A 14,625-nucleotide genomic window follows, 5' to 3' on the forward strand; every position below is an offset into this window, starting at 1 on the left:
GTCGTTGCGAAACAACGCCTAAGGCCTGAAAACGACGTTCCGTCATACGGTTGCTGCACGTTCGACGCGCTACTTGTATCCTTTCGCCGGTCGAGGACATACGACCGCTGTTATTGCCTTGAATCAGTAACGGCCGGAACCGGAAACCGGACTTTCCATTAGGTACTTTCGTGAAGCGTGATACCCACCTCGTCATTCTCTTGTTGCTGGTCATCGGCTGCTCCCTGGCGTCGCTGACCATCTGGAAAGTGCTGTCTTCGCGCGATCGCGCGCTGGAGGAAGTCAACGTGCACGGGTTGAACCTGACCCAGGCACTCGAGACCTATTCCGAAGGCATTGTCCGGCAAAGTTCGCTGCTGTTGCTCGGGCTGGTCGAGCGCCTGGAAACCGAGGGCAGTGGCCCCGCGCAGATCCAGCGCCTGAGTGCGCTGGTCAACCGCCAGCAACCGCTGATGCCACAGCTGAGCGGTATCACTATCTATGACCGCGATGGTCATTGGCTGATGTCGTCGAACCGACCGATTCCGGTGGGTGCCAGCAGCGTTGATCGAGCCTACTTCATTCATCATCGCGACGATCCGAGCCGCGAACCCTTTATCGGGCCTCCGATCCGCAGCCGTTCCAATCAGGAATGGGTGATCACCGTCAGCCGCCGTTTCAATGATGATCGCGGCGAGTTTGCCGGGGTCGTGGCCGTGACCCTTGGCGTGGAAAACTTTCTGCGTCTGTTCGGCAAACTCGACATCGGCCAGGACGGGGCCATCGGCCTGTCCTATACCGACGGTACGTTGCTGGTGCGCTATCCCTTCCGCGAGCAGGACATGGGCCGCAACTTTTCCAAGTCGCCGATCTACGCCAAATACCTGGTCGATCAATCGGTCGGCACCGCCTCTTATACCTCCAGCCTGGATGGCGTCGAACGCCTCTACGCCTTCCGCAAAAGTGAAAAATTGCCCCTGATCACCACGGTCGCCATCGGCAAGCGTGAAGCCCTCGCGGCCTGGCGAACCGAGGCTCTGCTGTCGGCGGTGGTGGTGGCGGGGCTGTTGGGGCTTACCGGTCTGATTGGCTGGTGCTTGATTCTCGATATCCGGCGCCGGACCCAGGTGGAAGGCGAACTGCGCATCGCTCAGCAGCAATTGCTCGGCTCGAACCGACAGTTGGAGTTGTTGGCCATGAAAGATGCGCTGACCGGTTTGGCGAATCGGCGTTGCTTTGATCAGACCCTGGCCACAGAGGCGCGGCGGGCACAGCGCGACGGCTCGTCGCTGGCCTTGTTGATGATCGATATCGACTATTTCAAGCGCTTCAATGATGCGCTCGGGCACGTTGCCGGCGACGCCTGTCTGCAAGCCGTCGCCAGGGTGCTGGATGAATGTGTGCGGCGACCGTCAGACCTGGTCGCGCGCTACGGCGGCGAGGAGTTCGCGGTCATCATGCCCGCCACCGACATCGACGGTGCCGCCGTGGTAGCGCAGTTGATCATTGAGCGTTTACAGCAAGCAAACATTGCTCACCCCTCCAGTCCCGTGGCCCGCGTGAGCCTGAGCATCGGCATCGCCGCCGCGCGCGCTTCACGCCTGGACCCTGCGCACGGTTTGATCGAGTCAGCCGATCAGGCGCTGTATCAAGCGAAAACCGCGGGGCGCAACCGGTTCATGGCATCCCGAGCGCAGCGCTTACTCGACGTCGATGGACAGCAGGCCACTGACGCGTGACACCAGCGTGTCGACGACAAAGGGTTTGGTCAGTACCTGCATGCCCGGGCCGAGTTGACCGTTGCCGATCACTGAGCTTTCCGCATATCCGGTGATAAACAACGTCTTCAGTTTCGGCCTGATCTGCCTGCCTGCATCGGCCATTTGTCGGCCGTTCATGCCGCCGGGCAAGCCGACATCGGTGATGAGCAAATCGATGTGCGCGCTGGAGCGCAATACTTCCAGGCCCTCAACGCTGTCGCACGCTTCGAGCAGGTTGTAGCCAAGGTCGTTCAGCACGTCTTTGAGCAGCGTGCGAACGGTGGGCTCGTCGTCGACAATCAGGATGGTCTCGCCGGCCTTGGTTTGAGGCGTTGCCAAGCTTTGCGCGTCATCGTGATTGCGCTGCGTTTCGCCGAGGTAGCGCGGCAGGTAAACGCACATGGTGGTGCCTTGACCCACGGTCGATTGCACCCGCACCTGTCCGCCAGATTGCTTGGTGAAACCGTAGATCATCGACAGCCCCAGCCCCGTGCCCTGGCCCAGCGGTTTGGTGGTGAAAAACGGGTCGAAGGCCTTGGCCATCACTTCTGCACTCATACCGGTTCCGGTGTCGGCGACAGACAGGCACAAGTATTGCCCTTCGGGCATTTCCCTTACGCGCGCCGCTTCAGCATCCAGGGTGCGATTGGCGGTTTCGACGGTGATGCTGCCGCCGTCGGGCATCGCGTCGCGAGCGTTGATGCACAGGTTGAGCAGGGCGTTTTCCAGTTGACTGGCATCGACCAGCGCCGGCCACAGGTCGGCGGCGACGACCGTCTTCAGGCGAATGCTCGGGCCAACGGTGCGCTGGATCAGTTCGGTCATGCCGGCAATCAGCGCGTTGACTTCCGTTGGCCGGGGATCGAGTGTCTGCCGCCTGGAGAAGGCCAGCAGGCGATGGGTCAGGGCCGTTGCGCGTTTGGCGGCGTCTTGTGCAATCAGCATGTATTTGTCGATGTCGCTCAGACGCCCTTGGGCGATGCGTTTGTCCATCAGCTCAAGGGATGCGCAGATACCCGCCAGCAGGTTGTTGAAGTCATGCGCCAGACCGCCGGTGAGTTGCCCGACCGCTTCCATTTTCTGCGATTGCCGCAGCTTCTCCTCGGCCTGCATCAGCTCTGCGGTGCGCGCCGAGACCCGTTGTTCCAGTGTGTCATTGAGGGCCTTTAACGCAGCGGTGACCCGGTCGCGCTCGGCTTCGACGTTGCGCCGGTCTTCGACATCGATGAGCACGCCGGGAAAGCGCAAAGGCGTGCCGTCTTCGGCGCACTCGACGCGGCCGTTGGCTTCAATCCAGGTGTATTTGCCATCCGCGCCGCGCACTCGGTACTGGTGCGAATAGGCCCCGCCGCGGGCTTTGACTTCGTTGATGGCGGTTATCAGTCCCTCCCGGTCGTCCGGGTGAACGGTCATCACTACTTGTTCCAGGCTCAGACCGTCGAGCCCCCAGGCGGGGTCGAGGTCGAACACCCGCGCGAAGGCTTCATCGACGCTGAAGCGATCGCTGGGCAGGTGCCAATGCCAGGTACCGATAATGGCGCCAGCGGCGAGGGCCAGTTGCACGCGTTCGACGTTCTCCCGAGCGACCGCCTCGCTGATGCGCAAACGCTCCTGCGCGTCGCGGCGCTCGGTGACATCGCTGAAGAAGATCGCGATCTGCCGATCGGCCGGGTCGCCGACGCGCACGGCACGCACATCGAACCAGCGTTCGAAGGTATTGGCGTAGTTCTCGAAGTTTGCCGGCTCGCCGGTCTTGGCCACATGGCCGTAGGTTTCGAACCAGAACTTCTCCAGGTTGGGCGCAAACTCGGTGACCCATTTGCCCCGCAGGTTGACCCCCGCCTGACGCTCGAACGCCGGGTTGGCCTCGACAAAGCAATAGTCGATCGGGTGGTCGTCGGCGTCGAATTTGACTTTGACGATGGCGAACGCGGCTTCGATGGTTTCCAGAATGGTGCTGAAACGTTCTTCGCTACGACGCAATGCCGTTTCGGCACTGCGCGAGCGGGTCAGGTCGAGCATCGCCCCGATCATGCGTTCGGCCTGGCCATCGGCATTGCGAATCAGGTGCCCGCGATCCAGCACTTCGGCGTACGAACCATCGTGGCAGAGGAAGCGGTACTCAGCGCTCCAGGTCGTCCCGGAGCCGTCAATCGCCGAGCGAATCGAGGTCGTCACGCGTGCGCGATCCTGCGTGTGAATCTGCGCAAACCGCCAGTCACACGTCGGCTCGATGGCTGCTGACGCGTAGCCATACGCCTGTTGCAGCGAGTCGTTCCAGATGACCTGATTGGTTTTCAGATCCCAGTCCCAGACGGCGTCGCAGGTCGCTTTGACGGCCAGGCGCAGGCGCGTGACTTCGGACTCAAGCTCCTCGCGAGTAAGCTGTTTCAGGGTATCCACTCCTCATGCCTTTATTGTTGCTCTGCGTTTAATTGGCGTGTTTCAAGCCATCGACTTTGCAAGCTTTGTGAGCCATTGACTCGGGGTGTCACGTTTAAGTTGCACGCGAGCCAAGGGGGCACGCGTTTTCATAGCGATTCGCCGCGATCCAGTCTGTCGAGCAAGCTCTGCCCGCGCTGCCACAAGGCCTGCTGCTTTTCCGGCGGCATGCGGTCGAGGTTTTTGTACATCATGCCCATGCGCTGATTGCCGCGCAGAAGGTCGCCGTGGCGCATCAGAAAATGCCAGTACAACGCGTTGAACGGGCACGCGTTGTCAGCCGTGGTTTCGCGCACCGAGTAGGCACAGTCGCGACAGTAGTCGGACATCCGGTTGATGTACTGGCCGCTGGCGCAATAAGGCTTGGAGCCGAGGTAACCGCCATCGGCGTGCATGACCATGCCGAGGGTGTTGGGCAGCTCGACCCAGTCGAACGCGTCCATGTAAATGGCCAGATACCATTCACAGATCTGGCTCGGCGCGATACCGGCGAGCAGGGCGAAATTGCCCGTCACCATCAGGCGCTGAATGTGATGGGCGTAGGCGTGTTTGAGGCTTTGGCCGATGGCCTGGCGCATGCAGTTCATCTGCGTTGCGCCGGTCCAGTAAAACTCTGGCAACCGCCGCGTATTACCGAAGGCATTGCCCTCGGCGTACTTCGGCATGTGCAGCCAGTAAACGCCACGGACGTATTCGCGCCAGCCGATCAGTTGGCGAATGAAACCTTCGGCGGAGTTCAGGGCAATGCTGCCGGACCAGTAGGCAGACTCCACATCACTGCAGAGTTGGCGCAGGTCCAGCAAGCCAATATTGAGCGCAGCGCTGATGCGGGCATGGAACAGAAACGGCTCGTTGCTGGCCATGGCGTCCTGATAATCGCCGAAGCCCGCCAGACCATAGTCGAGAAAGTAGGCCCACAATGCCTGGGCGTCGGCGTGCGTCACCGGATAGTTGAAATCGTCCAGGCTGCCGTAGTGACTGGCGAAGCGATCCTTGACCAGTGCGAGGACATCGAGGGTGATTGCATCGTTGGTAAAACCCGTCGGGTAGGGCGCCTTGACGGTTTTCGGCAGGGCTTTGCGATTGTCGGCATCAAAGTTCCACGCGCCGCCGACGGGCGTGCCATCGCCATTGAGCAACAGGCGACTTTTGCGGCGCATCTCGCGGTAGAAAAATTCCATGCGCAGTTGCTTTTTGTCTGCGGCCCACGCGCGGAATTCGTCGCGGCTGCACAGGAACCGGTTGTCCGCATGCCAGTGGATCGGCAAGCCACAATCCTTCAGTGATTGCTCCAGACGCCAGTCGCCGCATTCGGTCAGGTGCAATTCGTTGGCCTGCAGCAGTGTCTGCCAGCGCTTTAACTCGCCGGGCACCGAGCCGCTGTTTTGCGGGTCGTCGAGGGTCACGTAATGCACACGGATGCCCTGATCTTTCAGGGCTTTAGCGAAGTGACGCATGGCGCTGAAGATCAGCGCGATCTTCTGCGGATGATGGGCAACATGGGTGGCTTCCTCCATGACCTCGACCAGCAGCACACGATCCTGTTCGCGATCCAGACCTGCCAATGAAGCCAGATCAAACGATAACTGGTCACCCAGAACGAGGCACAGCCGATGGGTTTTGTTCATTTCACGGATTCAGCGTAGTGAGCAGCGAGCTGCCGAATGGACGTTTACATGTTAAGTCCAGATAGTTGTACAGATTGTAGTCTGTGTATAGGTTTTTGTGCGGTGAGTATTCACATCTCCTGTGGGAGCGAGCCTGCTCGCGAAGGCGTCGTCTCGCGAAGGCGTCGTCACATTCAACATTGTGAGTGACTGACCCGCCGCTTTCGCGAGCAGGCTCGCTCCCACTAGGGCTTGCACTCCGACTCGGATAAACGCTCCCGATATTTCGCGAGCGTTTACTGTGTCTTGAAAGGCTTAGGCGGGATAAACGGGGTAGTCGATATAGCCCTCGGCGTTGCCGCCATACACCGTTGCGGGGTTCAGTGCATTCAACGGCCAGTCATTGGCAATGCGCGCCGGCAGATCGGGGTTGGCCATGAACGGGCGGCCAAAAGCGACCAAGTCTGCCAGCCCGGAATCGAGCAGTTGCGCGCCGGATTCTGCGGTGTAGCGCCCGGCATAAATGATCGCGCCGCTGAAGGTGTCGCGCACGGCCTGACGAAACGTGAGGGGCATCGCCGGCGCGTTGTCCCAGTCGGCTTCGGCGATGGACAGATAGGCGATGCCCACGTCCTGCAGCACTTTGATCGCCTCGATGTAAGTGGTGTGCGGATCCTCTTCGACCATGCCCAAATAGGTCCGCGCTTCATCGGTGGTGGTGAACAGCGGCGCAAACCGCACGCCGACTTTTTCCTTGCCGATGCACTCGGCGACACCGGCGACCACTTCCTTGAGAAAGCGCAGACGATTGTGCAACGAACCACCGTACTGATCGTTGCGCAAATTGCTGTGGGCGGAGATGAACTGGTTCACCAGATACCCGTTGGCGCAGTGCAATTCGATGCCGTCGAAACCGGCGTCCATGGCGTTGCGCGCCGCCTGGATGTACAGCTGAACCAACTCCTGAACTTCATCGGTGCTCAGCGCACGAGGTGCCGACGGCGGAACCAGTTCACCGGCACCGGGCGCAGTTTCGATAAACACGCTGACCCGATCGGTAGCCACGGCAGAGGCAGAAACCGGCGCCGCGCCGTCGGGCTGCAGTGCGGTGTGGGAGACGCGGCCGACGTGCCACAACTGGGCGAAAATCACCCCGTCCACGGCATGCACCGCCTCGGTGACTTTGCGCCATCCGGCGATTTGCTCAGGCGTATGAATGCCCGGCGTCCACGCATAACCCTGGCCACGGGGTTCGATCTGCGTGCCTTCGGTGACCAGCAAACCGGCGCCGGCACGTTGTTGGTAATACTCGGCCATCAACTCATTGGCGATGTTGCCCGGTTGGGTGCTGCGCTGGCGGGTGAGAGGCGGCAGGACGATACGGTTTTTCAGGGTGTGGTTGCCGAGTTTGGCGGGTGTGAAGAACGTGCTGCTATTCATGGATTACCTTGTCTTGGTGTTTATTAGACCAGTCGACTATTGATTGGGTGAAAAAATAACGCCGAGCATGACGCACTCGGCGTTAGGAAGGTTGGAAGCGAAGTTTTAGCCCAGCATCTTCAGCAGTTTTTCAGCGACAGCGGCGGAGCTGGCTGGATTCTGGCCGGTGACCAGTTGCCCGTCGGCGACCACATGAACCTGCCAGTCAGCGACTTTCGAATAATGGCCGCCGAGGCGCTGGAACTCGTCCTCGATCAGGAACGGCACCACATCCGTCAGGCCAACGGCCGCTTCTTCGGCATTGGTGAAACCGGTGACCTGGCGGTGCTGCACCAGCGGTTTGCCGTCAGCGGTGAGGGCGTGACGCAACACACCCGGTGCATGGCAGACAAAACCGTGGGGTTTGTTGGCGCGGTCGAAGGCTTCGATCAATGCGATCGACTGCTTGTCTTCGGCCAGGTCCCACAGTGGGCCGTGACCGCCCGGATAAAACACGGCATCGAAATCATTGGCGCTGACGTCAGCCAGACGTCCGGTGTTTGCCAGTGCCTGTTGCGCGGCAGAGTCTTTGCGGAAGCGATCGGTCTCGGCCGTCTGGGCATCAGGCTCATCGCTTTTCGGGTCCAGCGGCGGCTGGCCACCGGCGGGCGAGACCAGAGTGACCTCGGCGCCGGCGTCCTTGAAGGCATAGTAGGGCGCGGCGAACTCTTCCAGCCAGAAACCGGTTTTCTTGCCGGTGTCGCCGAGTTGATCGTGGGAAGTCAAAACCATCAGGATTTTCATAGAGCACCTTGAGTCGATCAGGTGTCTTCGATTGAGCGAAGGATTCGCACATCGGCCACACCGGTCAGAAAACGTTTGTCGGGGCGCAGCATAGATTCCAATTAGACCAGTCGTCTAGTAATTTTTTATCCTGCGGTTTTTCATCGACAGGTGTGGCAAACTTCCGTTCCTCCCAATATACGACTGGTCTATTGCCTGGTAACTTGCGCCCCATGAAAGCGACCTACGACGACACCCGCCAACACTTGCTCGACACCGGCCACCGGATGATGGCCGAGAAGGGCTTCACCAGTGTCGGCCTCAACGAAATCCTGCAAACCGCCGGTGTGCCCAAGGGTTCGTTCTATCACTACTTCAAATCCAAAGAGTTGTACGGCCAGGCGTTGCTCGCGGATTATTTCGTCGGCTACCTCGCCGACATGGAACGCCGCCTGACGCTGCCGGGGCTGAGCGCCTATGAGCGGCTGATGGATTACTGGCAGGGCTGGCAGAACCGCTGCACCCTCGAAGGGCATGGCGATGAGTGTTTGGTAGTCAAGCTCAGCGCCGAAGTCGCCGATTTGTCGGAGTCGATGCGCCTGACCTTGCGCGATGGCGCCGAGCAAGTGGTGGCTCGCATTGCCCTGTGCATCGAGCAGGGCCAGGCTGAAAAATGCCTGCCCGCAGGCGACGCCCGGCATCTGGCGGAAACCCTTTATCAGCTGTGGTTGGGCGCCAGTCTGCTGAACAAATTGCAGCGTACCGGGCAGTCGCTGGAGACATCGATGGCGATGACGAAACAGCTTTTGCACGTTTGACCAAGGTTTTTTGTGCGATGCAATGCATGACACGCGTACTGGCACGCGGTCGGCTCAAACATACGAATGGGAATAAGTTTCAATAACGGAACGCTTGGTATACCATCCGCGGCGCTTTGCTGGCGGTTTTACCCCTCGTTCTGGCCTATTCGTAAGGTTTTCATTTCATGCGTCGTACTCTGCTTTCAATTTGCGTGCTGCAGGCGTTGTCTTCTTCCTCATGGGCCGAACAGGCCGATTCAACATCCTCAGCGCTAGAGCTGGAGGCGACCGATGTGGTCGGCACGGCGGATTACGAGCGGGCCGACGGCCCGGTGCAGGGTTACCGCGCCACACGTTCTGCCAGTGCCACCCGTACCGACACCTCGATCCATGAAACCCCGCAATCGATCAGCGTAGTGACCAAGGATGCGGTCGAAGACCTCGGCGCCACGCGTCTGCAAGATGCACTGGACTACGCCGGTGGCGTCGGCCGGGCGAACAATTTCGGCGGGCAGGGGCTGACCACATTCACCGTGCGCGGTTTCACCACCGGCGAGTTCTACCGCAACGGCTTCCCGATCAATCGCGGCTATCCGAACATGCCCGACGCCAACACCATCGAGCGTCTGGAAGTGCTGCGCGGGCCGGCGACGATGCTGTACGGCCGTGGCGATCCCGGCGGCACCTTCAACGTTGTTTCCAAGCAGCCGTTGGCTGAGCGCACGGTCACCTTGGGCAGTCAGTTGAATGATCAAGGCATGAAGCGCGGCACCCTGGACGCCTCCGGCCCACTGGACGAAGAAGGGCGCCTGGCCTATCGACTGAACGTCGTGGGTGAGGGCGGCGATACCTTTCGCGATCACGTCGAAACCGAGCGCTACGGCATCACGCCAGTGCTGACCTGGCAGGCCAGCGATGCCACCCGAGTGATCTTCGAGGGTGATTTCATGCGCAATAATCATCCACTGGATCGCGGCGTAACGCGTTACGCCAAACAGATCGGCACCGCCTCGCGCGACACGTTTTTCGGCGAGAAAGACGCCGGCAAATTGCACAACGACAACAACATGGCGCAGCTGCGATTCGAACATCTGCTCAATGATGACTGGACGCTGGGCGGTGGTTTTCAGTGGCTCGACGGCTCGCTTGAGGGCAATGCGATCGAAGCCAACGGCATTGCTGATGACGGTCGAACCCTGGGGCGCAATTTCAACTACCGCAAACTGGAGTGGACCGACAAGGACACCCAGCTCAATCTGACCGGGCATTTCAGTACCGGCGGCTTGCAGCACACCTTGCTGACCGGCATCGAATACGAAGATTACGACTACAAGTCGATCATTCAGCGCTCCAGCGGCGCGGTCGGCGCCTACCCGATCGACATCTTCGATCCGGTTTACGGTCAGCCGCGCCCGGCATTGACCCGCACCCCGACCCACGACAAGGAAAACCTCAAGACCTACGCCGCATTCGTCCAGGATCAGGTGGCGTTGACCGAGCGTCTGAAGGTGCTGGCCGGGGCGCGTTTTGAGCGTTTCGAACACGACTATGAAACCTACGTACCAGGCGGTAAAAACTGGCAGGCCAGCGACAACGCGGTGACCCCGCGCCTCGGCGTCACCTACGATCTGACTGAGACGCTGGCGGTCTATGCCGACACCGCGCGCTCGTTCAAGCCCAATACCGGCGCGAGCCGCGTGGGCGGAGGCTTTGCACCGGAGAAAGGCAAGTCCTACGAAATGGGCGTCAAGTGGGAAGCGCTGGATCATCAGTTGAGCGTCGACGCGGCGATCTATCAGATCGAAAAGCGCAACGTGCTGACTACCGACCCGGTGGACGCGACCTTCAGTGTGGCGGCCGGGGAAGTACGCAGCCGTGGTTTCGACCTGAATGTCGCCGGCAACCTGACTCCTGAATGGCGCGTCATCGGCGGCTACGCCTACGTGGATGCCGAAGTGACCAAAGACAATGTGATCCGTTCGGGCACGCGACTGATGAACATTCCGCAAACTAGCTTCAGCCTGCTCAACGTCTACGAATTTCAGGACGGCACGCTTAAAGGCCTGGGCCTGGGTACCGGACTCAAGTACGTCGACGAACGCGCCGGGCAAACCGCCAATACTGCGTTCTCGATGGACAGCTACACCGTTGTCGATTTGCTCGGCTTTTATAAGGTCAACGAGAAGGTGCGGCTCAATCTTGACGTGAAGAATCTGTTTGACCGGGATTATGAAGAGGGCGCGTTTGGTAATGTCTACGCCTATCCGGGCGCGCCGCGAACGGTGCAGGTTGGGATTTCCTACACCTTGTAAGCCGAGCTCGACGCTGCAACGGCTGCCCCTCATCCCAGCCCTCTCCCGGGGGAGAGGGAGCCGACCGAGGTGTCTTGCGCTATGCATCGACCTGACAGATCGCGTCGATTACGGGGCCATCCGCAATGCTTGGTGGTATTGGATTCACAGCCGTTATTGCACGTCGGCGCTCATCGCCAATATTCCCCAATCGGTTCCCTCTCCTTGGGGGAGAGGGAGCCTATGCATCGCGTCGATGATGGGTTCATCCGCAATGCTTGGCGATATTGGATTCACAGGCGCTATTGCACGTCGGCTTTCATCGCCAATATCCCCCAATCGGTTCCCTCTCCTGGGGGAGAGGGCTAGGGTGAGGGCAGCTGTTTCGGCCCTCGCCACTTAGCCAGTGACACTACCTTCCGGTGTTTTTCCAGCAAACTCATGCGCGTTGAACACTTAGGGCTCAAGCATCAAGGGCCGCCATACGATCGGAGCAACTCCAAGTATCGCGTTGTGCTGCTTGGGGTCGGGCGTCTCGTGGTTCGCAGATTCAGGTGAGTGTTTGTTCTCCGTGTCTTGCGGTTCGTCGGCGGGGGGCTTTTCGGTGTCGCAGGCAACGTTATCCATGGGTCTTTCGCCAGATGATTACAGGCAGGCAACTATTTGATCTGCACGATTACCTTGCCTTTCGCACGGCCCTGTTCGACGTAAGTCAGGGCTTGGCCCGCTGACTCGAAGGCGAAGGTGCGGTCAAGCACGGGCCTTATTTCACCGGCTTCAATCAGCGTGGTGATTTCCTGCAGTTGTGTACCGCTCGCCCGCATGAACAGGAAGCTGTAACGGGCATCCTGCTTGCGCGCCTTGCGCCGAATACTCAGGCTCAACAAGCGCATGACTTGCCGCAGCGGCCAGGCCAGGCCCTGCGCCTTGGCGAACTCGGCAGTTGGCGGGCCTGATATGGAAATCAGCTGACCACCCGGTTTGAGTACCTTGAGCGAGTTTTCCAGAACGTCGGAGCCGAGGCTGTTCAGCACCACGTCGTAGTCGCGCAATTCGCGCTCGAAGTGCTGCTGTTTGTAATCAATCACCACGTCTGCGCCCAACGCTTTAACCCATTTGACATTCGCGGTGCTGGTGGTGGTCGCGACAACAGCGCCGAGGTGCTTGGCCAGTTGAATGGCGATTGTTCCGACACCGCCGGAACCGGCGTGAATCAAGACCTTCTGACCCTTTTGCAAACGGGCGATGTCGACCAGCGCTTGCCAGGCTGTCAGAGCAACCAAAGGAATGCCGGCGGCTTGTTCCATGCTGAGGTTGGCGGGCTTTAACGCCACGGCGTTTTGGTCGACGGCGATTCGCTCGGCGAACGTGCCGATTCGCTGTTCGGGCACGCGCGCATACACCGCGTCGCCGGGCTTGAAACCCTTGACCGCTGCGCCAACCTCAATCACCACGCCGGCACAATCGTTGCCCAGCACCAAGGGCAATGAGTACGGCAGAATCAGTTTGAATTCGCCGCTGCGAATCTTTGAATCCAGCACATTGACGCTGGCCGCATGTACATCAATCAGCACGTCATGGGCGCCGGGTACAGGCTCGGAGACATCGCCCATACGCCCGTTCTGCTTGCCGTAGCGATCGATAAAATAAGCTTTCATGGTGGGGACGGCTCTCACTGTTTCGGGAAGGGCTGCATTGCCTGAGCGGATTGCCTCAGTGGTCGAGTACCGCGCCCCAATGATTGAGCAGGATCAGCGGCTCCGCCGATTTCGGCCCGAGGTCTCGATAGGCGAAGGCCGTGCCGCCAACCAAAATCGATTGGTTGGCGGCGTTGACGAAAAGCGTCTGCGCCATTGCACTCACGCCAGATAGCGCTGGGCGACCGCCGACTGGCGAATCTGCGCCAGCAGGCCCTGCCGCGCGGTTTGCAAGGCATCCCAGCGCTCACCTTCATGCAGCGGCGGAATGGTCACCGGCTCGCGACGATCGAAACCGACCAGCGCCGCATCGACCAGATCGGTGACCTCCATGATCTCGCTCAAGGTGTTGATGTCGATGCCCGCGCGATCCCAGATCTCGGTACGCGTCGCGGCCGGCAGCACGGCTTGCACGTAGACGCCCAGTGGCGACAGTTCCAGGCTCAGCCCCTGAGACAGGAACAGGACAAACGCCTTGGTCGCGCCGTAGACCGACATGCCGAACTCCGGGGCCAGACCGACCACCGAGCCGATGTTGATAATCGCGCCGTCACCGGCCTTCGCCAGACGGGGAGCGATGGCACTGGAGAGCCGCACCAGTGCCGTGGTGTTGAGGGCGACCAGATTGGCCACTTTGTCGGTGCTCTGCTCGATGAAGTTGCCGGACTGCGCGGCGCCCGCGTTATTGACGAGGATGCCAATGCGCGCATCGTCGCGCAGGCGCGTTTCGACGGTGTGCAGATCGCTGAGTTGGGTCAGGTCGGCCTGAAGCACATCCACGGCGACGCTGTGTTCGCTACGCAGCTTCGCGGCGAGTGTTTCCAGACGCACAAGGTCGCGGGCGACCAGCACCAGATCATGTCCGCGTTGAGCGAAACGTTCGGCGTAAACCGCGCCAATGCCGGTAGAGGCGCCAGTGATGAGAACAGCAGGGCGGGTAGTCATGGGATCATCTCTTTTTCAAAAAATCGATTAGGGTTGATGCAGGAGGCAGAAATTACGGCGGAGTTCAACCTACTGAGCAACAGCGCTTTGTGTCTGTGTGTGCAGCCGTAACCTCTGCATTTAGGATGATGATCGAAATCTAAACTGTCAACGATTTTGATTATGGCCGACATCTATGTATCATCGGCGCATGATTTTTCAGCGGAGGTATTGCACGTGAGAGTCACCAAAGCCCAGGCGCAGGCAAACCGCGAGCACATCGTCGAGACCGCTTCGGTGTTGTTTCGTGAGCGAGGTTTTGACGGTGTCGGCGTCGCGGATCTCATGGCGGCGGCCGGATTCACCCACGGCGGTTTCTACAAACACTTTGGCTCGAAGGCCGACCTGATGTCCGAAGCCTCGGCCAACAGCCTTGCGCGCTCGTTGGCCAGTGCCGAAATGGTCGATGTTCAAGGCTTCATCGACGCTTATGTGTCGAAAGACCATCGGGACGGGCGGGGCAGTGGCTGCACCATGGCGGCGCTGTGCGGCGACGCCGCGCGCCAGTCTGACGACGTGAAAAAGGCGTTTGCCGACGGCATCGAGCGCACGCTGCAGACGCTCGGTGACAAGTACCCGACAGGGCCAGACGCGGCGCCTGACGCGGGGCGAGTGAAAATGATCGACATGCTGGCGCGGGCGGTGGGCGCGATTGTTCTGTCGCGTGCCTGCCCGGATGACTCAGCGCTGGCCGATGAAATACTTGCGGTATGCCACGCTGAAATGACCGCGTCATTGCTGATATCTGCCGACAGTGCAGAAGTGGCTGGTTGATCGGTATTGTCCTTTTTGAGTTGACGGTGAAACGCTTTTCAGCCGATTTATCCCGTCCCTGTGCGTCAGTAATCTGTACCCAACTTGAA

General features: G+C 60.0%; 10 protein-coding genes and 1 pseudogene. 4 read left to right on the forward strand and 7 right to left on the reverse strand.

The annotated features are described in order from the left end of the window. The first annotated feature begins 170 nt into the window (after positions 1-170). Positions 171-1,718, forward strand: a complete 1,548-nt coding sequence (locus PMI23_RS28605) for a sensor domain-containing diguanylate cyclase (RefSeq protein WP_007915998.1) — start codon at positions 171-173, stop codon at positions 1,716-1,718. Here PMI23_RS28605 and PMI23_RS28610 read toward each other — a convergent pair. The 4 genes from PMI23_RS28610 to PMI23_RS28625 form a co-directional block, all read right to left on the reverse strand. After that, entirely contained in the window at positions 1,680-4,142 is a 2,463-nt protein-coding gene (locus PMI23_RS28610) for a PAS domain-containing protein (protein WP_007915999.1), read from the reverse strand. The genes PMI23_RS28605 and PMI23_RS28610 overlap by 39 nt on opposite strands. Before the next feature lie 128 nt (positions 4,143-4,270). Further along, on the reverse strand, positions 4,271-5,809 hold the full coding sequence (locus PMI23_RS28615; protein ID WP_007916000.1) for a cryptochrome/photolyase family protein: 1,539 nt from the start codon (positions 5,807-5,809) through the stop codon (positions 4,271-4,273). 294 nt (positions 5,810-6,103) lie between these two features. Continuing rightward, positions 6,104-7,228 carry an alkene reductase gene (locus PMI23_RS28620; protein WP_007916001.1) on the reverse strand — a complete coding sequence of 375 codons (1,125 nt, stop codon included), beginning with the start codon at positions 7,226-7,228 and terminating at the stop codon, positions 6,104-6,106. 105 nt (positions 7,229-7,333) lie between these two features. Then, complete coding sequence (locus PMI23_RS28625) at positions 7,334-8,011, reverse strand: type 1 glutamine amidotransferase domain-containing protein (RefSeq protein WP_007916002.1); 678 nt, start codon at positions 8,009-8,011, stop codon at positions 7,334-7,336. A gap of 212 nt (positions 8,012-8,223) precedes the next feature. On the opposite strand from PMI23_RS28625, the gene PMI23_RS28630 reads away from it, so the two are divergent. Both PMI23_RS28630 and PMI23_RS28635 read left to right on the forward strand, forming a co-directional pair. Then, positions 8,224-8,808 (forward strand): TetR/AcrR family transcriptional regulator, encoded by a 585-nt coding sequence (locus tag PMI23_RS28630; protein WP_007916004.1) that lies wholly within the window; start codon positions 8,224-8,226, stop codon positions 8,806-8,808. Positions 8,809-8,975: 167 nt separating this feature from the next. Beyond that, positions 8,976-11,102, forward strand: a complete 2,127-nt coding sequence (locus tag PMI23_RS28635; protein ID WP_007916006.1) for a TonB-dependent siderophore receptor — start codon at positions 8,976-8,978, stop codon at positions 11,100-11,102. Positions 11,103-11,740: 638 nt separating this feature from the next. Here the strand turns inward: PMI23_RS28635 and PMI23_RS28640 are convergent. From PMI23_RS28640 to PMI23_RS28645, 3 genes and pseudogenes are all read right to left on the reverse strand, one after another. Continuing rightward, positions 11,741-12,739, reverse strand: coding sequence for an NADP-dependent oxidoreductase (locus PMI23_RS28640; protein ID WP_007916007.1), 999 nt, complete (start codon positions 12,737-12,739; stop codon positions 11,741-11,743). Between the two features lie 58 nt (positions 12,740-12,797). Further along, a pseudogene (locus tag PMI23_RS29935) lies at positions 12,798-12,935 on the reverse strand (alpha/beta fold hydrolase); the annotation flags it as partial. Positions 12,936-12,940: 5 nt separating this feature from the next. Next, positions 12,941-13,723, reverse strand: a complete 783-nt coding sequence (locus PMI23_RS28645; RefSeq protein WP_007916009.1) for an SDR family NAD(P)-dependent oxidoreductase — start codon at positions 13,721-13,723, stop codon at positions 12,941-12,943. 216 nt (positions 13,724-13,939) lie between these two features. Here PMI23_RS28645 and PMI23_RS28650 point away from each other — a divergent pair, with 216 nt between their 5' ends. After that, on the forward strand, positions 13,940-14,536 hold the full coding sequence (locus tag PMI23_RS28650; RefSeq protein WP_007916010.1) for a TetR family transcriptional regulator: 597 nt from the start codon (positions 13,940-13,942) through the stop codon (positions 14,534-14,536). Positions 14,537-14,625: the final 89 nt, after the last annotated feature.

Origin of the sequence: Pseudomonas sp. GM24 (genome assembly GCF_000282235.1) — a bacterium.
Lineage (GTDB): Bacteria > Pseudomonadota > Gammaproteobacteria > Pseudomonadales > Pseudomonadaceae > Aquipseudomonas.

What these genes read in the sequence shown, in the direction of transcription:
- PMI23_RS28615 (WP_007916000.1), bottom strand. Translation starts at nt 5,809, where the DNA reads ATGAACAAAACCCATCGGCTGTGCCTCGTTCTGGGTGACCAGTTATCG.
- PMI23_RS28620 (WP_007916001.1), bottom strand. Translation starts at nt 7,228, where the DNA reads ATGAATAGCAGCACGTTCTTCACACCCGCCAAACTCGGCAACCACACC.
- PMI23_RS28625 (WP_007916002.1), bottom strand. Translation starts at nt 8,011, where the DNA reads ATGAAAATCCTGATGGTTTTGACTTCCCACGATCAACTCGGCGACACC.
- PMI23_RS28630 (WP_007916004.1), top strand. Translation starts at nt 8,224, where the DNA reads ATGAAAGCGACCTACGACGACACCCGCCAACACTTGCTCGACACCGGC.
- PMI23_RS28635 (WP_007916006.1), top strand. Translation starts at nt 8,976, where the DNA reads ATGCGTCGTACTCTGCTTTCAATTTGCGTGCTGCAGGCGTTGTCTTCT.
- PMI23_RS28640 (WP_007916007.1), bottom strand. Translation starts at nt 12,739, where the DNA reads ATGAAAGCTTATTTTATCGATCGCTACGGCAAGCAGAACGGGCGTATG.
- PMI23_RS28645 (WP_007916009.1), bottom strand. Translation starts at nt 13,723, where the DNA reads ATGACTACCCGCCCTGCTGTTCTCATCACTGGCGCCTCTACCGGCATT.